Source organism: Bdellovibrio sp. NC01 (assembly GCF_006874625.1).
Classification (GTDB): domain Bacteria; phylum Bdellovibrionota; class Bdellovibrionia; order Bdellovibrionales; family Bdellovibrionaceae; genus Bdellovibrio.
The window spans coordinates 2,714,994-2,740,410 of sequence record NZ_CP030034.1 but is presented as its reverse complement, the minus strand read 5'-3'; the positions used below and the strand labels follow the sequence as shown (position 1 = coordinate 2,740,410).

Annotated in this window: 13 protein-coding genes and 1 riboswitch; of the genes, 4 read left to right on the top strand and 9 right to left on the bottom strand. The window is 43.4% G+C overall.

Going from position 1 to position 25,417, the window contains the following annotated elements; translation table 11 throughout:
- Positions 1 to 11 precede the first annotated feature (11 nt).
- On the top strand, positions 12 to 446 hold the full coding sequence (locus tag DOE51_RS13090; protein WP_142697002.1) for a hypothetical protein: 435 nt from the start codon (positions 12 to 14) through the stop codon (positions 444 to 446).
- Positions 447 to 634: 188 nt separating this feature from the next.
- Positions 635 to 9,343, top strand: a complete 8,709-nt coding sequence (locus tag DOE51_RS13085; RefSeq protein WP_142697001.1) for a GH36-type glycosyl hydrolase domain-containing protein — start codon at positions 635 to 637, stop codon at positions 9,341 to 9,343.
- 224 nt (positions 9,344 to 9,567) lie between these two features.
- Here the strand turns inward: DOE51_RS13085 and DOE51_RS13080 are convergent, their stop codons facing one another.
- Positions 9,568 to 11,754 carry a patatin-like phospholipase family protein gene (locus tag DOE51_RS13080; RefSeq protein WP_142697000.1) on the bottom strand — a complete coding sequence of 729 codons (2,187 nt, stop codon included), beginning with the start codon at positions 11,752 to 11,754 and terminating at the stop codon, positions 9,568 to 9,570.
- Between the two features lie 130 nt (positions 11,755 to 11,884).
- On the opposite strand from DOE51_RS13080, the gene DOE51_RS13075 reads away from it, so the two are divergent.
- On the top strand, positions 11,885 to 13,303 hold the full coding sequence (locus tag DOE51_RS13075) for a YiiX/YebB-like N1pC/P60 family cysteine hydrolase (RefSeq protein ID WP_142696999.1): 1,419 nt from the start codon (positions 11,885 to 11,887) through the stop codon (positions 13,301 to 13,303).
- On the opposite strand, the gene DOE51_RS13070 is transcribed toward DOE51_RS13075, so the two are convergent.
- The 8 genes from DOE51_RS13070 to DOE51_RS13035 all read right to left on the bottom strand — a co-directional run bounded on the left by DOE51_RS13070 (position 13,304) and on the right by DOE51_RS13035 (position 20,921).
- Complete coding sequence (locus DOE51_RS13070) at positions 13,304 to 13,825, bottom strand: GNAT family N-acetyltransferase (protein ID WP_142696998.1); 522 nt, start codon at positions 13,823 to 13,825, stop codon at positions 13,304 to 13,306.
- A 96-nt stretch (positions 13,826 to 13,921) separates the two neighbouring features.
- A complete protein-coding gene (gene chrA / locus DOE51_RS13065) occupies positions 13,922 to 15,100 on the bottom strand; it encodes a chromate efflux transporter (protein ID WP_142696997.1) in 1,179 nt (392 codons plus the stop codon).
- 48 nt (positions 15,101 to 15,148) lie between these two features.
- The gene (locus tag DOE51_RS13060) at positions 15,149 to 15,841 is read right to left on the bottom strand and encodes a hemerythrin domain-containing protein (protein ID WP_142696996.1); all 693 of its coding nucleotides are present in this window, start codon (positions 15,839 to 15,841) and stop codon (positions 15,149 to 15,151) included.
- A gap of 113 nt (positions 15,842 to 15,954) precedes the next feature.
- Complete coding sequence (locus tag DOE51_RS13055) at positions 15,955 to 16,944, bottom strand: DMT family transporter (protein WP_142696995.1); 990 nt, start codon at positions 16,942 to 16,944, stop codon at positions 15,955 to 15,957.
- 30 nt (positions 16,945 to 16,974) lie between these two features.
- A riboswitch (purine riboswitch) is annotated at positions 16,975 to 17,070 on the bottom strand.
- 35 nt (positions 17,071 to 17,105) lie between these two features.
- Complete coding sequence (locus DOE51_RS13050; RefSeq protein WP_142696994.1) at positions 17,106 to 18,296, bottom strand: LysM peptidoglycan-binding domain-containing protein; 1,191 nt, start codon at positions 18,294 to 18,296, stop codon at positions 17,106 to 17,108.
- 9 nt (positions 18,297 to 18,305) lie between these two features.
- Positions 18,306 to 19,400 (bottom strand): hypothetical protein, encoded by a 1,095-nt coding sequence (locus tag DOE51_RS13045; RefSeq protein ID WP_142696993.1) that lies wholly within the window; start codon positions 19,398 to 19,400, stop codon positions 18,306 to 18,308.
- A gap of 145 nt (positions 19,401 to 19,545) precedes the next feature.
- Positions 19,546 to 19,998 (bottom strand): PH domain-containing protein, encoded by a 453-nt coding sequence (locus DOE51_RS13040; RefSeq protein ID WP_142696992.1) that lies wholly within the window; start codon positions 19,996 to 19,998, stop codon positions 19,546 to 19,548.
- Between the two features lie 11 nt (positions 19,999 to 20,009).
- Positions 20,010 to 20,921 carry a type I restriction endonuclease gene (locus DOE51_RS13035; protein WP_142696991.1) on the bottom strand — a complete coding sequence of 304 codons (912 nt, stop codon included), beginning with the start codon at positions 20,919 to 20,921 and terminating at the stop codon, positions 20,010 to 20,012.
- Between the two features lie 207 nt (positions 20,922 to 21,128).
- Here DOE51_RS13035 and DOE51_RS13030 point away from each other — a divergent pair, with 207 nt between their 5' ends.
- Positions 21,129 to 25,412 carry an AAA domain-containing protein gene (locus DOE51_RS13030; protein ID WP_142696990.1) on the top strand — a complete coding sequence of 1,428 codons (4,284 nt, stop codon included), beginning with the start codon at positions 21,129 to 21,131 and terminating at the stop codon, positions 25,410 to 25,412.
- The last annotated feature ends 5 nt before the right edge of the window (positions 25,413 to 25,417 follow it).

The window sequence follows — 25,417 nt, the reverse complement described above, 5'->3', positions numbered from 1 at the left end:
GCATTTTTGTTATGGTGAATTCAAAAATCAAAAATATCGTAATCTTGGCAAGTGTTGTGCTGATTCCATCCTCTTTTGCGTTGGCGAAAAAGAAAGCTCCGATGCGCGCGTACAGCTTCATCGCTGAAGGCGGAAAAGCATCTCAAGGTGAGTGTGATGGCGAGAAAAAAATCCCCCGTAAACTGAAACATCTTAAAGAATATTCTAAAGCCGGCTCTTACATCGGTTCGGAATTACAGAATCCAGAAATCAAAGGCAAACCAGGTGATGAGATGTGGAAACATATCTTCAGAACAAAACCTGCGTGCAATGCTGTCTTAGCGAAGACTCCTTCATCGGTTCAAGAAGCAACTTTAAAAGGTGGCAAACCAGAATTGCCTCCAGATGATTCTGCCGATTCAGAAGACAACGATAAAGAGTCATCGGATAGCCCAGATTCAGAATAGAAGCTAAAACTGTTTTCCCGGCAAGAATGCCTGCACGGGCCCCAGCTAAATACACGAATAGTGTCTTAGCGATGATGCCGAACCACATCTTAATTGCAATGCTGGTGCTTGTTAACAATTCACGACATCTTAAATTTTAAAAGTTCCCTGTTTTCTTGAGAATAGTGACTCGGGAAAGGACGTTTAAAATGGATGTTGTGGAGTCTCCAATTCGCGGAGATATCTATAGTATTGAGCGACTTGAAGAGTATGCGATTTATCTCGCGGAACATCTAAAAATAGTTCCGAAAACTCGTATCAAAATTCCACTTTTAAAGCGTGTTTCTCAAAGCGGCGACGTGCTGGTTTCTTGTTACAAAGATTTAAGTCATGCCTTGAGGGAAAAAGAAACCATCACTCCCGCGGCAGAATGGTTCGTAGACAATTTTTATATCATCGAAGATCAGATCCGTGAAATTCGGCGTGATTTGCCTAGGGCTTACTATGAAGTGTTACCGAAACTCGATGTTGATCAGCTCGTGGGGTATCCGCGCATTTATGCATTGGCACTCTCATTAATAGCTCATACCGACAGCCGCCTAGAGATGGAGACCATTCGCCGCTTTATTCACTCTTTCCAGACAAAATCTTACTTGAGTATTGGCGAGCTGTGGGCCGTGCCCATAACTTTAAGATTGGCTCTTGTTGAAAACGTGCGTCGGGTCACGACTCGCATCGTAATTAACAGACGCAAAAGAATTCAAGCGGACGACCTGGCTGACGAAGTCTTCGAAGCGGCCGGAAAAAATCCAGCCGCAATGAATCGAACACTGAATAAGATTTCTGATATCCTAGAATCTTCTTCGGCGGATAATTATACTTTGGCATCCCAGTTGGCAAAACGCTTTCGCGATCAAGAAGCGCAAATTTGGCCGGCCTGTGACCTGATTGAATCATGCTTAAAAAAAATCAATTTAAACAGCGATGCCGTCATTCATCTTGAACATCAGCAGCAAGCTGAAAATCTTGTGACGATGACGAATATAATCACAAGTATGCGGCTTCTTTCTAACTTGAACTGGCAACATTTCGTTGAAAGCGTTAGCTTGTTGGATGTTGTTTTGCGGAAAGATCCTGTCGGGATTTATGCCGACATGGATTTCAAAACTCGAGATGGATATCGGCACTTTATTGAGCAGGGCGCTCGGAGAAGTCGGCTTTCAGAGTTGGAAATCGCGGAAAAAGCGTTGCAGCTTGCTCAGGCCGCTTATGCAGAGGATTCCACAGATTTTCGCAAAGGACATGTGGGTTACTATTTTCGTGATCGGGGTGTTGAGCAACTGGCCACAGTGTGTGGTTATAAAGTTCCTTTGTTGTCGCGACTTCGCCATCTCGTATCGATTCACCCCACGGGTTTTTATATCGTTTGGTTGATGCTATTGACCGTTTTGATTATGGCGACACCATTATATTTTTTGGCGCAAGAGCATCTTAACTATTGGCTTTTACTGATTACTGGAATGGTTCTTTTCATTCCAAGCAGTGATTTATCCGTGAGTTTTTTAAATGCACTTTTAACGAATATTGTTCGTCCTAAAACCTTGGCGCGCATGGATTATAGTACGCAGATTCCGACAGAGGCACGAACACTTGTGGTGGTGCCGTGCCTTTTGTCGGATAAAAATACCATCGATCACTTATTAGAAAAAATGGAAATCCATTTTTTCGCCAATGCCGACGACAACATTTATTTCGCACTGGCCACTGATTATAAAGATGCCAAACAAGAATCCCTACCAGAGGATGCCTTGCTATTACAGCAAGCTACCGAGGGAATTGCAGAATTGAATCGCAGACATCCGCGCGCAGGTGGTGAGACCTTCTTACTCTTTCATCGCAAAAGACTTTGGAATGAAGCAGACAACCAGTGGATGGGTTGGGAGCGAAAACGGGGCAAACTTGAAGAATTGAATAAGTTAATTTGTCAGGGCATTCGTGGAAGCTTCGTGTATGTGAGTGGCTCGCTTGAGCTGATTCAGAGTTTTAAGTATATTATCACTTTGGATGCAGATACTTACCTGGATCGTGATGTCGCAAAAAAATTAATCGGCACTGCCATGCACCCATTAAACCGCCCTGTTTTTGATCCGAAGCTAAAACGAGTTGTGCAAGGCTATGGCCTCATTCAGCCGCGTATCAGTATTTCTTTGCAAAGCTCTTCGCATTCGCTTTTTGCAAAAATATTTTCTGGCAATACTGGAATTGATCCCTATACCACTGCGGTTTCCGATATCTATCAGGATCTTTTTTTGGAAGGAAGTTTTACTGGTAAGGGATTGTATGACGTTGAAATTTTCCACCGTGTTTTAACCGGGCGAGTGCCTGAAAATACAGTGCTCAGTCACGATTTGCTTGAGGGTTTATATATCAGGACCGCGTTGGCGACCGATATTGAACTTTTGGATGACTATCCCAAAAATTATCACTCCTATTTTGTTCGCCAACATCGGTGGACTCGCGGTGATTGGCAAATTGCTGCATGGATGTTTAAAAGATCAGAACTTCCCACAATATCTCGGTGGAAGATTTATGACAACTTAAGGCGCAGTCTTGTCGCCTTCGGTTTATTTGGGTTGTTTGTATTTGGATGGACGGTTTTACCGGGCTCATCAGCACTGTGGACTCTTTGGGGTTTGCTCATCATCGCTTTTCCATGTTTGGTTCATGTCGCCAATGGAGTCTTCATCAGTCCTCGGGGCGTGCCATGGACCAGTAATTTCTGGAACGCGTTTGTCTCTTTTAAAATGAGCTTAGCCCAAGTGTTTTTGACATTAGCATTTTTGCCTCATCAGGCTGTTATTCAAATGGACGCCATAACCCGAGTGTTTTATCGGCAATTTATTTCGAAGAAAAAGCGCCTGGAATGGGTGACTTATGCCGAGCAAGAAAAAGGCGCCTTTTCGTCTTCCTTCTGGCAAAAACCTTTTTTGACTGAAGGTTTATTGGCTCTCGTTTTAATTTATACTGTTTTCTTTGGCAAACAAGATGCGCTGTGGATCGCTCTACCATTGGTGGTTCTGTGGGCGTGCTATCCGTTGCTAGAAGAATTTACCGCAAAATCATTCGAGAAAAGCTACATTATTAGCGACAAAGAGAAAGCACTGTTAAATCAGATCGCACGCCGAATCTGGCATTTCTTCGAAACCTTCGTTACCAAAGAACATAACTTTCTTCCTCCAGATAACTTTCAGGAAGACCCAGTGGAGGTCATAGCGCACAGAACCTCTCCAACAAATATTGGATTATATCTTCTTTCGGCTTTGTCGGCTCGAGATCTTGGATACATCGGGCTTCGCAATTGCGTTTTAAGATTTAAGAATACATTTGAAACACTTGAACAGATGGAGCGCTTTCGTGGTCATCTGTTTAACTGGTATGATACCAAAAATCTAGAGCCCTTATATCCACGTTATATTTCGACAGTTGATAGCGGAAATTTTGCTGGTTATCTGTTGGTGATTAAGCAGGCCTGTCAGGAAAAAGCAACCGACATGCTGATAAACTCTAAAACGTTGCCGTCGCTCCGGATGACATTAGAAATTATCATTCAAGAAGTGTCTAGGGTTGAGCAGCGTCGACAAAGAACAGCTACTGTTTCAGCATCACACGTTCTGGAAGATCTTGCGGAGCTTAAAAAAAACTTAGAGATTTTTCCGCAACTGCTTTCCGATTGGTATATGATGGCGAGATTCTTAACCCAGGGATTGATCGAGATTCGCGACGGCATAGAAGCCTTGGAACAGGAATATGGCAGCCATCCTTTTCGCACATTAAAATCGTGGCTTCAAGCTCTTATCTTCCAGGCAAATGACTTGAAGGAAGATTTAGAATTTTATATGCCAGCGATTCATCTGTCTGCTGAAGACACCGAGGATTGGCTCAAAGAGATCAATAAAAACCAATCTTTGGCGGCCTTGAATAAGTCTTATGAAGCTGCCTTGTCAAAAATTCGCGCAGAACAGGCCTCTGCGACAAATATAAAATCTGGAAAATTGATTTCTAAGGAACGATTAATCAAACTTGATGACATCGAGTCTGCACTAGAAAAGGGACAGAAACATGTGCAAGAAGTTCTCGCACAGATTAATGCAATAGAAAAAAATGCCGAACGGTTTTTCGAAGAAATGGATTTCACATTCTTGTTCGATAAAGACCACGAAGTCTTCACCATCGGTTACAATTTGAACGAAGGGCGAGCCGACAATTCTTATTATGATTTACTAGCATCGGAAGCCCGCCTGGGAAGTTTTGTTGCTATTGCTAAAGGCGACGTAGATCAAAAACATTGGTTTCGTCTTGGGCGACAGTTGGTTCGGGCAGAAGGGCAGCGGGCATTGGTGTCCTGGTCTGCATCGATGTTTGAATACTTAATGCCTTCATTGGTGATGAAGGACTACAATAAAACACTCTTACACGAAACATCGCAGGCTGTGGTGAATCGGCAGATCAGTTACGGCAGAAAGCTTCACGTGCCGTGGGGAGTGTCTGAATCGGGGTATAATGCTCGAGACATAAATTATAATTACCAATATGGGCCGTTTGGTATTCCTGGTCTGGGTTTGAAGCGCGGCTTAAGCCATGACTTAGTGATTTCACCTTATTCGACGTTTCTCGCGCTCGAGTTCAGTCCTCAGAAAAGTCTTGTGAATATTGCTGAACTCATTAAGTTGAAGGTGCTCACTCGGTTTGGTTTTTACGAAGCATTGGACTTCACACCTGAACGGGTCGAAGAAAAAAATAAGTTTGCCGTGGTACGTTCGTTTATGGCGCATCACCAAGGCATGAGCCTGGTTTCAATCAACAATATTTTAAGTAATGCCTCCATCAGACGACGTTTCCATTCCGAATTGCGAGTCAAGGCGACAGAATTGCTTTTACAAGAGCGCATTCCCCAACGAACTCATATCGCAACTTTAAATGCGGCAGAGATAGAGTGGCAGGGGGTGGGAACATCGACGCTTATGAAGTCTTTTGTGCGGCAGTATAACACAGCCAATATGCGCAGCCCGCGTTTGCAGATTCTTTCTAATGGTGAATATTCAGTGATGTTAACAACCGCAGGTTCTGGTTATTCCAGCGCGAACGGTGTGGCTCTAACTCGCTGGAGAGAAGATGGTACAAGAGACTGCTGGGGAAGTTATATCTTTATTCGTGATATGAATTCGCAAGACATATGGTCGAGTTCCTATCAACCCTGCTTGCGCGAACCTGACTCCTACCAGGTCACGATGTCCGAAGAAAAAGTCGATTATGTAAGGACGGATAAAGAGATTCGTACTAAGACCGAAATTATTGTCGCACCGGAAGACAACGTCGAACTTCGCCAAGTCACGGTTTACAATCACTCGCGTGAAGATCGTGTATTCGAATTCACAAGTTACGCTGAACCTGTTTTAGCGCCGATGCAGGATGATGCCGCCCATCCTGCGTTCAGCAACTTGTTTTTGCAAACTGAATTTCTAGCAAGCAGAAATGCCTTGATCGCCAAAAGACGGCCAAGACTTTCCAAAAAAGCGGAAATGTGGGGAATGCACGTCGTATGCACTGACGGGGAAGTGCAAGAACCAATTCAATATGAAAGAGATAGATCCCGTTTTATTGGTCGAGGAAAAAACTTAAAAACGGCAGCGGCTTTAGCACCGCAAATCAGTCTTTCTGGGACTGTGGGTTCGACATTAGATCCGGTATTTTCTTTAAGAGTTGCGGTGAAAGTTCCTGCCGGTGCCGCGACACGAGTGGTTTTTGCCATGGGTATGGGGTCCACGCGTGAGCAAGTGATGCAGTTTGCCGATCGTTATCACGATATCAATGCGTTCGAGCGAGAATGCCGTCTTGCATGGACTAAGGCGCGCATTGATTTGCGCCACTTGGGATTGGATGCCGACGCAGCCTATATTTATCAACGTTTGGCCGAAAGACTTCTCTACGCTGATCCGATCTTGCGTTTGCCTTCAAAATTGCTGGCTGCAAATATTCGCACCCAATCAAGCTTGTGGCCTTATGGGATCAGCGGAGATTTACCGATTGTTGTTATCAACATAAATGATCGCAAAGATTTAAACTCGGTGCGAAGAGCTATTAAAGGTCATGAGTATTTACGTGCTAAAGGTTTGCAGTTTGACTTAGTCATCATTAATATTTCTAAAAGTACTTACCTGCAGGAGCTTCATGAAGAACTTCATCATCATGTTCGCTCCGCAGGAGCTCATAGCCTGCTTAATCAACGCGGTGGAATCTTTGTTATCAAGTTGGATACTTTGCCGCGTGAAGATCACTTGCTGATTCAAGCGATGGCTCGAGTGGTTTTCAGTCCTGACAATGGTTCTTTGCGTGAACAACTTGGTCGAAAGATTCCAACAGAAAGCCATCCTCCAGAATTTACTCCTACTCAAAGTCCTCGCGAAGAAGCATTGATTAAGCTGACGTTGCCGGCATTGGAATATTTTAATGGACTGGGTGGGTTTACCAAAAATGGAAAAGAATATGTCATTGCGTTACGACCCGATCAATGGACACCAGCTCCGTGGATTAACGTCATTGCCAATGCCCACGATTTCGGCTTTCAAGTCAGTGAAACTGGCAGTGGTTTTACTTGGGCGGTCAACAGCCGTGAAAATCGTATCACCGGTTGGTCAAACGATCCGGTATCAGACAGTCCTAGCGAAATCATTTATCTACGCGACGAAGAAACCGGAGAGTTTTGGTCACCGACGCCTCTGCCAATTCGCAGCGACAGATCTTATCTTGTTCGTCATGGTCATGGATACACTCGCTTCGAACACGGTAGTCACGGCATTCTGCAAACTTTGACCATGTTTGTTCCTATCGCAGATACGACAAAAATTTCGCGTTTGGTTTTGAAGAATCTTTCAGGCAGGGTGCGAAATTTATCAGTGACGAATTATGTAGAATGGGTTTTGGGCAATCAACGAGAAAAGAGCGCCTCGTACATCGTTGTTGAAAGAGATTCGGATAGTCAGGCGCTAATTGCACGCAACCCGCACAATCAAGAATTCGCGTCGCGAATTTCTTTCGTTGATTCGAATGGCGGCAATAATTCTTTTACCTGTGATCGCACCGAGTTCCTCGGTCGCAATGGGGATTATGCAAACCCAGCGGCGATGAAACGACTTGGGCTTAGTCAAAAGGAAGGCGTGGGACAAGATCCGGCAGGAGTCTTACGGTCTCAGTTTGTTTTGAAGCCTGATGAAGAAATTGAGTTAATAATTCTTTTAGGACAAGCGGAAAATATCGACGAAGTCAGAAAGCTTGTTCGAAAGTATCGCGATCCACAATACGTAAGTTCGGCATTTTCGGAAATGGAAAAATCCTGGGATCGAATTTTGAATACGGTACAAGTTGAAACGCCGGAAAAGTCTTTGGATTTCATGTTGAATAATTGGCTTCTTTATCAAGCCTTAGTATGTCGCATGTGGGCACGGTCGGCATTTTATCAATCTGGAGGAGCTTATGGATTTCGCGATCAACTTCAAGATTGTATGGCACTTGTTTATTCAGCGCCAGAACTCGCTAGAGCGCACATCTTAAGGGCAGCATCACGTCAATTTGTAGAAGGCGACGTCCAACATTGGTGGCATCCGCCAACGGGCCGAGGAGTTCGCACTCATTTTTCTGATGACCGTTTGTGGCTTCCTTACGTCGTTGCCCATTATATTCGCGTGACGGGAGATACCACGATACTATCTGCCGAGGCGCCTTTTATAGAAGGTCCGCTCTTACCGCCGGAACAGGAAGACTCCTACAACCAACCTTCTCTGTCGTCAGAAAAGGTTTCTATTACTGAACATTGTTTGCGTGCGATTGACATTTCATTGACTACGGGTGCACACGGTTTGCCATTGATTGGTGCCGGTGATTGGAATGATGGCATGAATCGTATTGGCAATGAGGGAAAAGGTGAGAGTGTCTGGATGGGGTGGTTTTTGATTCGTGTGATTGAAGATTTTATGCCTTATTGTGAAGGGCAAACTTCGCGCAAAGAACTTTATCGGTCACACATTGAAAAACTTAAAAGAGCTTTAGAGGAAAATGCCTGGGACGGCCAATGGTATCGTCGCGCTTTTTATGACGATGGTACTCCAGTGGGTTCTCGTGATAGTGAAGAATGTAAAATTGATTCCATTGCGCAGACCTGGTCAGTATTGTCAGGAGCAGGTGATCCAGAGCGACAACGAATTGCCATGCATCATCTAGAAGGCAATCTGATTCTTGCCGAAAAAAAATTAGCGTTGCTATTGACTCCTCCTTTTGACAAAACTTCACACGATCCAGGTTATATCAAGGGGTATGTTCCTGGAGTTCGTGAAAATGGTGGCCAATACACTCACGCTGCCATCTGGGTGATGATGGCCTATGCCAAACTCGGCGACGGCAATCGAGCCCTGCAAATGTTTAATATGCTGAATCCGATAAACCACGGTCATAATAAAGCCAGTGTTCAGCGTTATAAAATTGAACCCTATGTCGTTGCGGCGGATATTTATGCGGTCGAGCCTCACGTGGGACGTGGAGGTTGGAGCTGGTACACCGGCTCGGCATCGTGGTTCTATCGAGCTGGAATTGAATCGCTCTTGGGGCTAACAATTGAAGGCAACAAACTAACGATCAAGCCGTGTATGCCAGATGCCTGGAATTCTTTTGTGATCCGCTATCGTTACGGAGAATCGTCCTATCGGATCACTGTGCAAAAATCAAAAGGGGCGGCGGCACACCAAGGAATTCAGCTTGTGGATGACGGAAAAGCTCACGAGATCACAGTGCTTGTGCCAGAGCAAAAATCTATTTTTGCTTCGGAGATCTCTGATCGGACTTCTTATAATGATGAACTAAAATTGTGAAGCTGTGTTCAAATGATTTCGAATTGAGATCACTATAAACCGCCTCCGAGTTTATAACGACTTCTTTGGCTTCGGTTTTTTGAAGTGGGGATTTTTTAGTATTTTCTTTCATATAAATAAGTTTTTACGATGACGGCAGGACGGTCTTTAAAAAGTTGGTAACAATGAAATAATACATCTAAACAATTTCGGCTGACCAGAGTTCGCAGTATTCGGTGCGAGTTCTAGAATTGTTTTCCCAACATAAAGTAAAGCGCACCGGCATGATTGTCTCCGTAGGCCCCGGCTAAATACATGGGGCCTAAGACGCTATCGTAGGCGAAATACAACGTCACCGAGTTATGCCACTTATCTGCGATATCGCGTTCTACATAGTCAAACACGCGGCCAATCTCTGCGGCGAATCCCCAGTAAGTTCCTGAAAGCAAACCGAGCGGATGATAGTATTGACCCGAGCCGTAAGCGAATTGCTCGCCCAAAAGTTCTTGATAGTGATAGCTCGAAAGATTTAAGAAGCCACCCAGCCAATTGATATTCGCTAAAGTTTCATCACTCTTGCCTTGAGTCGTCTGTGCTTTTAAAGTCCATTGAATCGCGCCCTGACCAATCGGTGTGCCGGCACGAAATTCAAAACCCGCAAGACCATAGTTTTCCAAATTTTCTGAAGCGCCCAAAGAATAATAACCATAAAGATTCAAATACTGTCCCCGAGTCGGGAAAAAATAATTATCCAGCTGATCGAAGTACAGGCTTAAGCGCAATCCGTAATCGTATTCGCGCGCGCTATCCAATAATGGCGAGCCAATTTCTAAAGAAGCTTCTGAATCATTGTAAACAGCACCCAAACGAACTTCACCAAACTTGGTGAAACCGGCACCGACATCTAAACCGACAGAGCTCTTAGAATATTCGTATTGCGCGACATGCACGCCGGAACTCCATACAGCGACAGGATTGCGTGTAAATCTGAAATAGGGCAAAACAAATGAAGAGCCACTTAATTGTAGTGGTTGATAGAATTCCGTGTAATACATCGCGGAGCTACCGGCTTGGACGATTGATTTCCATTCGGCACCCAGATCATTCACCCACGTTCGGCGATACATAGCGGTCAGATTCCAGGGATAAGAAGTATCGAAGTCAGTGCCCAAACTTAAACCAAGATTTAAGTAGTTCGGTCCCCAGCTTTTTAAAACGGGAAGGATATAAAGCTTTTGTCCGTCGGTTGCATCAAGCAATTCGTAATCAAGCTGACTAAAGTCGCCACGCGCATACAGATTCGTTAAATGATTGGCGAAATCATCTTGTGGAAGAAGCTCTCCGGTTTTTACCTGCAAGGCGCTTTTTAAAACGTCAGGATTTGTCCAACCACTAGAGCCCACCGAAACTTCTTTGATCGGTTTGGGTTTAAGTTTATTTTTCTCGCGGTGACTTTCCCATTTTTTAAACTCTTCGTCGCTGACGGCATAACGTTTGAGCTGATCAAGCGACTTCAACGCGGCCTTTTCGCCAATCGCATACATGGTGTCACTTTTTTCAAAATCTGAAGAACCTAAATCCCCGAACTCTGGCGTCATCACCACGTCAGCATGAGACAAAGATTTTTTTTGGGGATTCACATTTTGAATCATCATCAATCGCGTGTATTGATCGGCGACGGACAGAATATTATTAATCTGATCTTGTGATAAAGGGGGAGCTCCCACATCAATCGCGAACACGACATCAGCGCAAGTTTGTTTCGCAACGTCCACACCAAGATTGCGCACCAATCCACCATCGACTAGAACGCGACCGCCCGTGGGCACAGCGGGGAAGACTCCAGGGACCGCCATACTTGCGCGCATTGCGGTGACAAGGTCGCCGTCTTTTAAAACAACCATGTCACCAGTCACAAGATCCGTTGCGATCGCACGAAACGGAATAGATAACTGATCAAAGTCTTTAACCGTGCCCCCATAAGTCAGTGAACGTAAAAATAATTCGATTTGTTGGGTGCTAATCGCGGCAGAAGGCAATTTCACTTGCCCGTTATCGGCAATCCCAATTTCAACGTTTAACATTGAAAATTTATCGTCTTGTTTTCTGCGATACGGAAATGCTTCGCGCGGAGCTTGCGCATAAAGCAATGTATTCCAGTCAGCGGCCTTCACAAGTTTGCGCATTTCCTCGGGCGTTCTGCCAGCAGCGTAACTGCCACCCACAAGCGAGCCAATGCTGGTGCCCACAATACAATCGACAGGGATGTGGTTGTCTTCAAGAACTTTTAGAATACCGATATGAGCAAAACCGCGCGCACCACCACCGCCCAAGACAAGACCAATACGCGGTCTTTTTTTCGTGGTCTGTGCCGCCTGTACGGAACCAGCAGCAAAGAAAATCGCGGTGATTAAAATCATCCACTTGCTCATAGGAAAACTCTGACATTCGCGGAGTCTTTCCGTCGTGCAGTTCTTGATTGCGATGTTAATTTACAGCCAAGAGCGGGTTCCGATGGACTCAAGCGGAATTGAACGAAAATATCTTTGAAGCGAGGAATGAATGGCAGCAAAAATACTGATTATTTTATTGTCATTGGTGGTGACGGTTGCACACGCAGAAGTGGCCCTTGTTGAAGGGGTTCAAAAAGTCACCAAGGATTTAAACGATCCGAAGATCTTCAATGTGAAGACGTGCCCGACTTATATTGATTCTGTCACAGAGTATTTGTTTCGCCAACCCGCAGATCATTTTGTGCCGAAGACTCCACAAGATATTCAGTATTTTAAAAATCACGGCATTGAAATTCTAAAAAGTATTTTTGCCGTGCGCGTACGTTTACATGATGTTTTAGACAGTTTTGCAAACAGTGGTGAGCTTTCCAAAGAGTGTGTTTTAAAAATCCGCGAAGGAATTCAATACGCGCGTTTTACCGAAGAATATGTTTTAGAGTGGCTGATGCACGAGAAAGTTTACTCCTTTACAGAAGCGCCGATTTTAGCTGGTGAGGAACCGTTCGTTTTACGCAATCCAAAGTTTTCAGAGGTCAAACTGCAAGCGGGCGACGTGATGCTCATTCGCGGAAAAAGTTATGTGTCTGCGATGATCGCTCGAATCGGTGATGAAGAAGGGAATTTCTCTCACGCCGCCATCGTTGCCCAAGACGAGAAGGGCGCCTTGTATGTGGTGGAAGCTCTCATTCAGTACGGAGTGGTTGTGACTCCGTTGGAGCAATGGCGCAAGACTCAGGATGCAAGGGTCGCTCTTTATCGCTTTCGTGATCCCGCTATTGCTATCGCTGCGGCAAAGGCCGCTTATCCGTGGGGTTTACAGCATTTAGACTATGACTTTGCGATGGACGATAGCGACTATAGCAAAGCGTTTTGTTCGGAAGTCGTGAAATATGCTTACGACAAAGGCTCTAATGGCAAAGTGATTCTTCCTGCTTATCGCAGCACTGTTAGTAAATTTAAAGGCGGTGATTATCCCAAATCCTTAGGCGTGACAAGTTCAACACTCTTTGCGCCTTATGATATTGAGGTTGATCCTCGCTTTGAATTTGTGGCCGAAGGGAAATATTATCCCTTGCTCCGTCAGGTGCGTATGCAAGATGCGGTTTTGCAAAGTGTTTACGGTTGGATGATCGATAAGAATTATACGTTCTATCCCAATGCCAGCATTACCGCACAAGTTTACATAGGAAAATTCCTGCGCTATCTGGGGTTCTTTAAAGATCAGTTTCCAACTTACATGCCGATTGAAACCATGAAATCCGTTTTCATGTTTGAAAAAGTCGCCGATCCGTTAGAGGAAAATCTTTATAAGAAGGAAGACGAATACTACAAAGCAAAAAACTATCTGCCATCGTTTTTAGAAATGATGCAAGCAAACGATAAATATCGCGAACAAGATCTTGAACGCTATAAACAAGGCGAGAGTCCTAAGTTTCATAAAATCTTTAGACCCAGCAATGTCCAATAATTAGAGTGTTTTTGCTAAAACTAAAAATTCCAAGTCATCAACCAAAGGAACGCCGAAACGTTCGTCACCATAAGGGAATGGTTTTCTTTCAAGAGTATCTTGGAAGCCATTCTTTTCATACCACTGAATAAGTTCAAGGCGCCTAGAAATAACAGTCATGTAAAGACTTTGACAGCGTAAACCCTGAGCATATCCTTCACCTAATAGTAAAAGCTTCTTACCTAAGCCATTATTTTGGGCAAGGGGAGACACCGTTAGCATTCCAAGATAACAGCGATTTTGCGAGTTTTCTAAGTGCACACAGCCCAGAATTTTTTGATTCGCATCTTTTGCAACAAGAATCGTAGAACGTTCGCGCTGAATGTCTGCAAGAATGCCGTCACGATCCGTGCGTTGTCCACCAAGCAGATCTGCCTCTGTTGTCCAACCTTGCTTTGCATTCTCGCCACGATAGGCAGAGTTCACAAGTTCCACAATCGCATCAACGTCACTCAATTTTGCATGTGTAAAAGTAAATTCCATGTTCGCACCTCTCGACTTTTAAATTATCGCCTGAGAGGTGAATATCGTAAAATCCGATTTAAACTATATATATTATAGGTGGAAGCCTATGTTGTTCTACATGAATGCGGCGCCCACAGCAGCGCTCAATAAAACGACGGCCCATGAAGGAGTGCGCCAGAATGTGAGCAACACAAAGCCGAATAAAGCTAGGGAAAAATCTTTCGCATTGCCAATCGCACTTGTCCAGACGGGATGATAGAAGGCTGCAAGTAAGATTCCCACAACGGCGGCATTAATCCCGAGCATTGCATAGCGCATGTGTTTGCGCTCACGCAATTTTTCCCAGAATGGAATTGCTCCAAAAACTAAAAGAAAGGCTGGAAGAAATGCGGCGAACAAACAAAGACCCGCGCCAGCCCAACCATTGGGTGGGACGTTTGCAATGGCCCCTAAATAAGCGGTGAAAGCAAACAGCGGTCCCGGAATTGCCTGTGCCATTCCGTATCCCGCCATAAAAAGATTATTTGAAACAAGGCCTGTCGGAACGACTTCTTTTTGCAGTAACGGCAGCACCACATGGCCACCGCCAAATACCAACGAGCCTGCACGATAAAAACTATCGAACAGTTTGATTTCGTGCATCTGTGAAGTTTGCGCAAGCAGTGGTAAGCCAATCAATAAGATAAAGAAGAGACCTAAGAAAAAGGCTCCGGATTTTTTAGAGAGCGGCATCTGCATTGGCGTCATCGGCACCGTCGTCAAATTCCTCAGAAAAATCATTCCTGCAACTCCGCCAAGTGCAATCGCACCGATCTGCATCCATCCCGATGGCAAGAGGCTTACACATATAGCTGCAATAACTGCGATCGAGATGCGTTCTTTGTCAGGACAGAGTTTAATACTCATGCCCCAGATAGCTTGCGCGACAACAGCGACCGCTGCCACTTTCAATGCATGCAACCAACCTGTGTCAAGGCCGCTTGAAAGATTTGAAATACCTAAGGCAAATAAAACCAAGATGATCGCGGAAGGTAAGGTAAATCCGATCCACGCGGCAATCGCGCCAAGAATTCCTGCGCGTTGTAAACCAATAGCCATTCCCACCTGACTGCTTGCAGGTCCTGGCAAAAATTGGCAAAGCGCGACGAGGTCCGCATAAGCGTGTTCATCCAGCCACTGGCGTCTTTTGACGAATTCATCATGAAAATAACCAAGGTGTGCGATCGGTCCACCGAAAGAAGTTAAACCTAAGCGTAAGAAAATCCAAAAGATCTCAAATACATTTCGCAACATAAAGGTACGATCATGCTAATTCAGAGATTTGTCACCGAAATCTCAACATTAGATATGTGGCGTAAACTTTGTTAGGTCATAAATGTCATAACTTTTTTCAAGTTCCATTATTTTTTCAACGATGCCATCAAAACCTTCTTTGCCAAAGAGTTTATGCTCCCGGTCTTCAAATTTTTCTCCAAGCATGTCGTATTCTTTTTCGCTCAGCATCTTATGAAAGGTGGGGAAGAGCACCGTGTCCTCTCGGCTTTCATGGGGACGATACATTCTAATGAACTGGTTGATCGCTGATATTAGCTTTGCGGTCTCACTTTCGCTTTTCAAGGTGCTTTGCACTGATAACTGCTCGATGGTAGCCGTCAATTTTCTGCCAGCTTTGTGTTGGGTTTCAAGAGTATCAACCAGTTCGACAAGTTTTTTCTCTTTGCGCATTCTGGGGAAGATAAACTCTTCTTCCAATTTTTCATGGTATTCTTCAATGAAAGTTCGAACGATAGTTGCTGATTTTTTCACGACACTCAGATCGACGTTGGTTTTGGCAGTTATACGACGAATGCCTTCCTCATAGATGAGGAGTATGCGGTTGAGTCCACCATGTTCGCGCATTAAATCTTCAGCGGGGCCGACTTCTTCCGTCTCGTCCTCTTTTGCGAAGGAAATCTGCGGGACGAGAAGACTTGATCCAAGGGTCGAACAGGCAATTATAAAATGGCGACGATCTATTGAAGATGAATTGCTCATAGCGCAATTGTCCGCCAATGAACATCCCTTTGGCGAGATCGTTCATTCGTTCTTTTAAAAAACACAGACAGTAAAGCAATCAATCCTGATAGAGTGTGAAAATAAGGCCGATTTTAGTTGGTGCTGCGATTCGTAAGCATCTTGTAGTTCATCAAAACAATCGAACCCAAAATAATCGCCACACCCATCCATTGAGTCGCCACGATTTTTTCATTTAAGAACGTGAAGGCGATGATCAATGCGAACGGCAACTCCATGGAAGCTAAGATGCTGCCAAGGCCTACGCCGACGATCGGGAAGCCCTTGTTTAACATCACGGGCGGAATCACAGTTCCGAATAAAGAAACCAAGATACCCCATTTGTAGAAGATCGACCAATCGAATGCTTTGGCTGTGATGAATTGCTCGTTAATCAAATTGATGCCGAAGTTGTATGGCAACGTTTGAATAATCGTACAGAAGATCGTCATGATGATGGCGCCGCCCACAAGCATATACATACTGCGTTTTACCGAAGGCAGGTGAGTCGCGATTGTATTTGCCGACAACAACGTCAAACTAAATGAAATCGCTGCCAAGAAACCAAGAACGACTCCGCGAATATCTAAAGAGATTTTTGTCGCATTAATCAAATTCGTCGCAAGCACGGTTCCAAATAAGATAAAGACAACGGCAAGAATTTTATTTAATTCAGGCAAACGTCTTTTTTGGAACATCTCGATGACGACACCGATCCATACCGATTGCATCAGCAACACGACGGCGATCGAAGCATCAATGTATTTCACACACGCATAATAGAAGAAACTTGTTAAGCCCACGAAGATACCGGCGAACATCAATTGACCAATGTCTTTGAAAGACTCTTTCACGCCATCTTTTTTTGCGAACAGATTTAAAATGAAAAGACAAAGCAAACCCAAGAAGTATTGAGCCATCGTGATTTCAGCAGTGGAGTAGTGATCGTGGTAAGAGAATTTTACGACAGTTGATAGCATGCCGTAGCTGGAAGAGCCGGTGATAACAAAAAGAATACCTTTTGAAAGGTTATTAGATACGCCTTCAAGGCCGATCTTTTGAACTGATTCAGATGATTCAAACATTTTGTGCCGCCAATGACTATGTAACTCGTTAACTGTAATGGCTTAACTAATAGTCAACTATTTGGCAGCTGGTAGAGACGTTCAACCGTACTTTGAACATATATCAGGGACCATTACAGAAACAAACCTAGCAAAGAATGCTAGGCAGTTCAAGAGCCTTGTTACCAAGGAAGTACGAGAGATGCTCCAAATCCAAGGCTTTCTTCGCGTTGCTCCGTTAAATCAGTGCCCTGATTTCTTACAGAATAATCAACGCTTAGACGATATTTCATTTTTCCGTCAGCATTCGCGACCCAATAGATCGAGCCTGCGGGATCAAAACTTGATTTATAGGTGACACCGTCTTCGGTAAGGCCGTCATAATAATGACCGCTTAAAGCGGCAGCAACGACCGAGGAATTTGTATGGATGAAGTCCCAAGCTACAGTGATTTCTGCTCCCGGATTAAACACGTCCACCGTGTCCAAATGATTGGCGCTTTCAGGGATGATGAACAGACGGTCTGCACCTTCAACCTTTGCTTCAAAATGCAAGCGGGGAGTTAGCGCGTAAGCTAATCCCAAACTTACACGTTTGTGCCATTGAATCGTGTGAGAAAGTTCTGTCACGCCGTCATCGAATTGATCCAGTTGCACATAACTAAATCCTAAATTGAAAAGCACGGATGTTTTTTCATTCAAAGATTTTTCGAACTGCACATCAAGACCCGTATTAACTTTGGAACGAACTTCTGACTCTTGTAAGGTAGAGCGATTTTTGACTTTGAAGTTTGAAAACTCAACACTGGGTGTGATGGTGATGAAGTCTTCAGACTCCATATCTTTTGGAAGTTTCAAATCGGCTTTGGCGACGGGAAGTTCTGGCACTTTTTCTTCTTTTTTAATTTCAGCTTGCACAGCTGCTTGCGGCTCTGTCTTCGCAACTTGTTCTGTAGCAGCAGTTGCCACTGTCGGCGGAACGACCACGGGGGCAAGAGCTTCGGCTTCGCCAACTACGATAGGTTGTTTTCCTGGAGCTGCGGTTTCATCCACTTCTTGTGCTGAAGCTTCAACAGTGGATTTATCATTTTCGTCCATGACGATTTGAATGACTTTTTTCTTTTTCTCTTCAACCTCTGGAATCACGATGGATTGACCAGGGCTTAGAAGATTTGAATCTTCAATGCTGGAGTTGGCTGCGACGATTTTCTTAGCGAAAGCATAACGGCGCGGATCTTTTTTGCCATCTTTGCTTGCAAGAATTTTATCGGCGATTTTTAAAACCGTGTCACCTTCACGAACCACGTAAGTCGTGTCGGCAAAGGCTAGGACGGGAAGAGTGATCAATGCTAATGCAAGTGTTCTTTTCAACATGGTGGCGTCCTAGTAAATAATGGTGCGAGCACAACGCACATGAGCAGGAGTTGCAGTGATTTGTGAAATATTGCCGTTTACGAAATTGTGGGCCCAGCGCCAACCGCCGCCAGCGGAGTTTGTCGTTGATGCCCAATAAGCGTCGGTGTTCACTATACCAAGAACTGTCATATTATAATTAACGATGTTGGTTGCGACGTTTTGAATAATGGGATTCGCAGTCGTACCACAACCGGTTCCATAACTGCCGCTGTCAGGCCCCAGCTCACAAATTGCTGGCAAGTACCAATCCGTATAACCACCATTTGCAGAGTTTAAACAGATTCCCGGTGAATAGTGACTACGACCCAATCCAGGATAGTTCGTTGTGTAGTAAGTCTCGATAAGATTCGTATTGCAGACGCCATCTGTTTTACCTGTGCAGGTATTAGCCCCAGCAACCGATGACTGCCACGTTCCAGCGATAACATCATAAATCGGATTATTAGAGGCATCACTGCTCCAATAAGTCGAAGCCGACTCATCAACCGTCGAAATAACCTTACCGCCGATGCTTCCCGTATTGGGTGTTGAGTCGTCGATCGAATAAAGTGCGCCACCTTGATAAATACAACCGTAACTAAGAACAACGAACGTCACGTCCGTCGTTGCAGCATTCGCGGCAGAAACGTGAATTGTTGTTGGTGTCGGGGAATTCGTGCTGCCATTTAAACCGCAAAAGTCCGTTGCTGTTGCTCCCGGAGTAATCGTCACCGTGCATGAGTTACCGGCATCCAAAGTGCTTGCGCAAGTCGAAGTGATCGTCGTATCAGAAGGAACCGTTCCCGCAGAGTAATCAATCGCAAACTCTTCAGCAGCGAGTGATCCTGAATTCGTAACTGTGAATTGACGAGCTTGTCCTGTGAGTGCTGCATTGCGAACTGTGCAAGAACTTGAAGCTCCGCAATTTGTTGCAAGTGCCATCTGCGTAACACTCGTTGTCAGTGCCGCCGTGACTTGTGCTTTTCCAGCCGATGAGCTTTTATAAATCGGATTACATCCAGCGAGTAAAATCCAAGCACAAGTAGCTAATTTTTTTAAAGAAAGCACACGATGGTTTTTCATACATAACGTATCGCCATATACAAAAACGAAGTGGACGGGGGCTTTAGTCTAATTTGTTTACTCGCCCTCAGATATTACCAGTTTGATACGGGCCTTTTATCATGTATTTCATATAAAAGAGAGCGCTTAGTGCGCTCTCTTTGTCTTAAATGGCTTTGGCATTACAGTGCCGGCTTAAGATTTCTTGAAAACCATTTGGCTCAACTATGCCGTTGATAAGTGTTCCTTTATCGTTACCAGTTAATACTTTTAAGCCACCAACATTGAAAATCCGCTCGATGAAGTTCTGCGTAAGTGCGATGTCGTTGATCTTGTTAAGTGGAATGTCCGTCGATGTTCTCGATAAAATTCCACTTTCGACATAGAGCCGTTGGTTTGTAATAATATATTTTCGTGATTTATTTTTTAAAACTTTATAAATTAATGGTCCATACCCAATGAGCAACAAAGGCCAAGTCGAAAAATTTTTAGCGTTTCCAAAAATTGAAACCATAACTGCTGGAGTGAAAAGCAGAGCCCAAAATCCGGTAACGATATAATCTGACCAGTGGAATTTTGCTGTAAATTTAATCTCTTCGTTCTCTCGTAATTTGAACATAAAATCCCCTCTTAAGAAGCAGCTTTTGAATCGCTAGTAGGTTCGGGCGTAGATGAAACTTCAGTAGCTGCAACGGGCTCATTGATGTTTGCAGTAACAACTTCGCGTTTGGCCTTCTTTGTTTTACGTGATGCTCGCTTCTGTGCCTTCACGTATTTTTGGATTTCCGCTGCTTTCGCCTCATTCCAGCCGCTGATCGCGTCGTTTAGACCTTGTTCAAGAAGCCAATACAAACGATCAGTTAAGATTTCGTGGTTAGCTTTGAATTCAAATTCGCCTTTGACGAATTTCGCGATATAGCGAACAACGTCGGCTGACAGAATTGCTTTAGACAAAGATTCCGGAGAAAAGGCCATCGCCTCTCTGGATAGTTCCGGCCAACCTTTAGTTGTGAATGATGTTTCATGAAGATCTAAGAGCTCATAGCATTGCTCTTCTACAGCCTTCTTTGATACGTCGATCACATCGCCATCAGATTTTAGATCGAAGTTTGAAATTTCGATGCCGCCATATTGAGGTTGAGAGAAGTCGAATAGCTTCCACTCGACACCATTTGTAAGCATGCCCCATTGAACATTGCCAATAAGATTTAGGTATTCACTCAATTGAACTTTGCCCGATCTGAAGTCAGATTTGTTTAAATCAAATCCCAATTTTTTAACTTCAACTACGAAGATTGGTTTGTCACCTTGAAGAATCACAAGGTCAGGTCTCATTTTACCTTTCGATTCTTGTGCGCGAATTGAATAGCCTGCAGAAGAGGTGTAACCCAAACAATTTCTCAAGAAACTTTGTGCCCATCTCTCGACATCAAGCTCTTTAGTAGAAGTGTTCGCTTCCATTGTTTTCAATTCATGAAGATGTTCCGTAGTTTGATCTAAGATTGCGCGAACTGTTCTGTCTTGTTTGGTTTCTCTAGCCATGAAAAATTCTCCTTAAATTCGACTATCGGTATTTGAATACATAAATTTAGGTTTGTTTGAAAATTAGGCATTTTCAAACAAAAAATCTTTACCGCGAGATAAATCGAATGTTTCATTATTTGATAATTAAAACTTTATAAGAAAGATGGTGTTAATTAACTATAGTTTAGTCCGATAAACATTATCGCGTAATGTTTAGGAGAAATAATGTCAGATTCATCGTCTTACTTGCAAAGACAGTTAAAAAAGCACAAAGATCTTTTAGCAAATTTATCTAGAAGGAATCGTGAACTCTATTATAAAGAGTCTAATTCGTCCTCTATAAATTTGACTCGTTCTCCTTTTAGCGAATCCGTGATGATCAAGGACAAAGAGGGGGCATTTATTCCAGCAAGAATTTGCTCTGGGATATCGTCTGTTCTTAAATCCGAAATTGAAATGAATTTAAATGAACATTTCAGGATCGAGTCGGTCACAGATGGTAACTCGGTTAAGAAGTTCTATAGTAAGATTGATAAAGTCAGATTGACTGACGATAGACACCAGAGGGAGTTTGGGATTTCTGGCGCCTGGATTTTGGGGCCATTCTTATGCTGGCGTACTTCCAACCAAGTACCTAAAGAAGATCTATTAATTTCTCCCATTTTTAAAGTTGCTGTTGATCTAAAAAAAAATAAGAAAAAGCATTTGATTTTGAAGGCCGAAGATAATGATTTGTCCTTTAATCCCTCTCTTTTGCTAGCTTTAAAACAAAATTTTGGTTTTGAGGTTCCTGAGGATATAGAGTTTGAAAACATTGAGAATGCACTCGATTTCTTCGTCAATCAGATGAAACGATTGGATCGTAATGTCGTGTTTGCTTCTAACCAGGTCGATAGAGTTCCCGATGCGCCAAGTAAATTCAAAATTCTTAAAGATGCTGATGGAGAAATTATCGAAAGAATCCCTATTCCCATCGAAGAGGCGCTTTCGCAGCAAGATCTGGAAATATATAATCAAGTTACCGGTCATAATTTTGTGCTGGTCGACGCATTTTATCTCGATCAGTTAAGCGCTAGCCGAATGGTTTTAATTAAAGATTATGATCAAATCTTGGAAGACGAGAAGCCACATCCAATTCTTAATGAGCTATTTAACGGAAGTCCGCTCGCCGAAAAAAAGAGTGATTTGGATCGCAATAGATTGAAAGAGTTGGATGCTTATAAAGAACGCGAAAACTATTTTGTCGTAGATATCGATAGTACGCAACATCGTGCAATCGACCAAGCAACGAAGTCAAATGCAATTGTAATTCAAGGACCTCCGGGAACAGGAAAAAGTCAGACTATTGTTAATTTAATTGCTGATTATTTGGCAAAAGGGAAAAAGGTGCTGTTTGTTTCTGAAAAGAGGCCTGCACTTGATGTCGTCTATAATAGAATGCGAAGTGCACGAATCGACGAACAAGCTGTTCTAATACATAGTAGTGATCTTAATAAGTCAGATCTATATAAATCTTTTCTTTCCTTGGCGAACTCCTCACCTAGTGAAGTTAGTGAAAAGGAATGGCTACGCCTTACGGACGATCTTGATAATATTAAACAGGGTATACATCAATATGCCGACGCTCTGGTAGCCACGCACTTCCAGAGCGGACTTCAGGCGGCTGAGCTTCTTGTAGCACAGTCACAGATGGATTCTAAAAAATTTCATCCTAATCTTATCCCACACTTTGCGAAGTTCAACTACGAGCAAATCAGATACTTGAGTACTGATATTGACTTAATTCAAGAAATTTTAGAAGCGTGCCCAGACTTTGAAATGACCGGTTGGAAATATCGTAGATATGACGTAATTCGAACGAACAGTTTAGAGCGTGAACTTCGTGATTTGAAAATGAAATTGCTGGCGCTCGAAGATGAGAAGGTCAGTTTAGATGATATTCTCAGTCAAGAGACTGGTGAGCTAGCCGTTAGTGAAGAATCATTCAATAAGATATTGGGAACCGTCGCTATTTCAGCTTGTTACACAAATCTCTGGTCGCAAAAGAGAAATGATATGACACAAGTTCTGGATGCTACTGTAGCAAATTTGAAATTACTCCAGGCGAAGTTGGAAAAAAATCAGGAGTATTTTTATTCAATTGCTCCTAATTCAGAAACAGCGAAAGTTGAAGAGCTGGAATTATATTATAGTATTCCACGTGGTTTCACTGATTGGTTTACGAGTGCTTACTGGATTAACCGAAAGCTACGTAATATCATTTGCCCGGTGTGGAACGGAACGACGGCTCCATTTAAAGGATATCTGGAATATCTTGCGGCTTCTGAGGATCTATGTACCTTTGCGTCTTCATTCATTTCTCAAGATTTACCAGATAAATCTGACTATAAAAGTTTGAACGACTGGATAGTTTCTCAAATTGAAAGATTGCAATCCCTGAAGGCATTTTTTTCGAGTTGTTCAAATAATGCTTTGCCAGCGAAAATGATGTCAGAAGCTGTAAGCTCACTGGAGGGATTTAATAGAACTATATCTAACATCGAAAAAGTTCGGATGACATTTGTAAAATTAAGAGAGCTTCATATTGAAGTGCAAAGCTTGTGGGATACACTGGGCGATCTTTTGACCGAATATCCAAAACCGCTTGTTTTTAGCGAGAGAATTCTTTTTTTAGATAGTTTGATCAGTAGTATTGACTCTTTAGAAACTATAGATAAGGCGGATATTTACACTGACAAACTTCAGAAGAAATTTGGAATAGACGATTTAAAATCCATTATTAACAATCATTTAAGCGCTATTAAAGGTAAGTGGTCATCGGCAATTGAAGCAACTATGCTTTTTGCTTGGGCCGATGATTTGATTCGCAAATCCCCTGAGTTACGCGCATATACTCGCGAAGGAATTCATAAGTTAATTGAGGAGTTTAAAGTTGTATCTGAAGCTCACAAGAATGGGTCGCAATCCGCCGTTCACCAAGCATTTGCTCGTAGGTGGTCTCAAGAGTCGGACCGCTCTGGACTTCCTCTATTAAAGCGCGAAGCTGAAAAGCAGAACAAAGTACTTTCTCCTAGAGAAATTATGGAGAGAGGGGCCTTAGAGACCATGCTTCAGTTAAAACCATGTTGGCTCATGAGTCCCCTTAGTATTAGCCAAATGCTTCCATTAAGAGATGGGCTTTTTGATGTTATCATTTTTGATGAAGCGTCGCAGGTTCGAGTCGAAGATGCAATCCCATCAATTTATAGAGCAAAGACCATGATTGTTGTTGGAGATAATAAGCAGATGCCGCCCACAAATTTCTTCGCTGGCGGAGTGATCGATGATGAAGACGATGACATCGAGATAGCTTCAAGTGTGCTTGATTTGGCATGCCAGGTATTTCCAGAAGTTTTGTTGGAGTGGCACTATCGCAGCAAAGCAGAGTCTTTGATTGCATTCTCCAATCGCGCATTTTATGGCGGAAGATTAATTGCGGTCCCAAATCCTACAGTACTAGCATCTAGCGGTGCGATTAGATTTGAAAAGATCGAGAAAGCTTTTTTTACTGCCAAAGATGGGAACTTGAAGGAAGCAGAACGCCTTGTTCGCGACTTAATAAATCTGTTAAAAGTTCGCCCTGATCAGTCGTATGGAATTATTGCTATGGGGCAGAGGCAGGCCGTTGCGATAGACGAAGTAATTGAGATGGAAATGGAGAAAGATCCGGCTACACGGAAATTAATTGAAGCGGCTCGTGCACATAAGGATGGTGAAGCGGACGCAGGTCTATTTGTTAAAAACTTAGAAAATGTGCAGGGTGATGAGCGAGATGTAATTCTAATGTCTGTCGGATATGCGCCAACTGAAGAAGGAAAAAAGCTAAAACAAAATTTTGGACCGCTCGGCAAGAAAGGTGGCGGGCGTAGATTAAACGTGGCAATTACTCGCGCAAAGGCTAAAATGCATGTTTATTGTTCCTTTGATCCTTCTGAAATTCCATCTGACGTCGAGGCCTACGAAAAAAATCCCGATGCATGTACCTTTGGGAAATATTTGATATATGCAAAGGCAATTTCTGAGGGCGATCTCGAGCGTGCCCTCCATATCCTCAATTCATTTTCCGCTGGCGGGGTAATTTCTGGCCGCAAATCGAGTAGATTTGCTTTGGATGTGAAACGTCGACTGGAAGAAAATGGGCATAAAGTTACCGCTGAGATTGGTGCGAGTGGATTTTTTATTGACCTTGGCATTCACGATAACGTTGTTCCGAACACCTATAAACTAGGAATTGAATGCGACGGAGCAATCTTTCATTCCACGCCATATGCTAGAGACCGTGATAAAATAAGAGAAAGTTTATTGCGTTCTAGAGGTTGGAAGATTGAACGTATTTGGTCACAAGATTGGTCTAAGGATTGGCGTAAAGAGATTATTCGAATTGAAAAAGCATTGCTTATTTCTAATCAGGCATGTGAAACGAATGGAGAGTCGCAACAAGAGCCAGATGCAGATTCTGATCGTGCCTAAAAAAT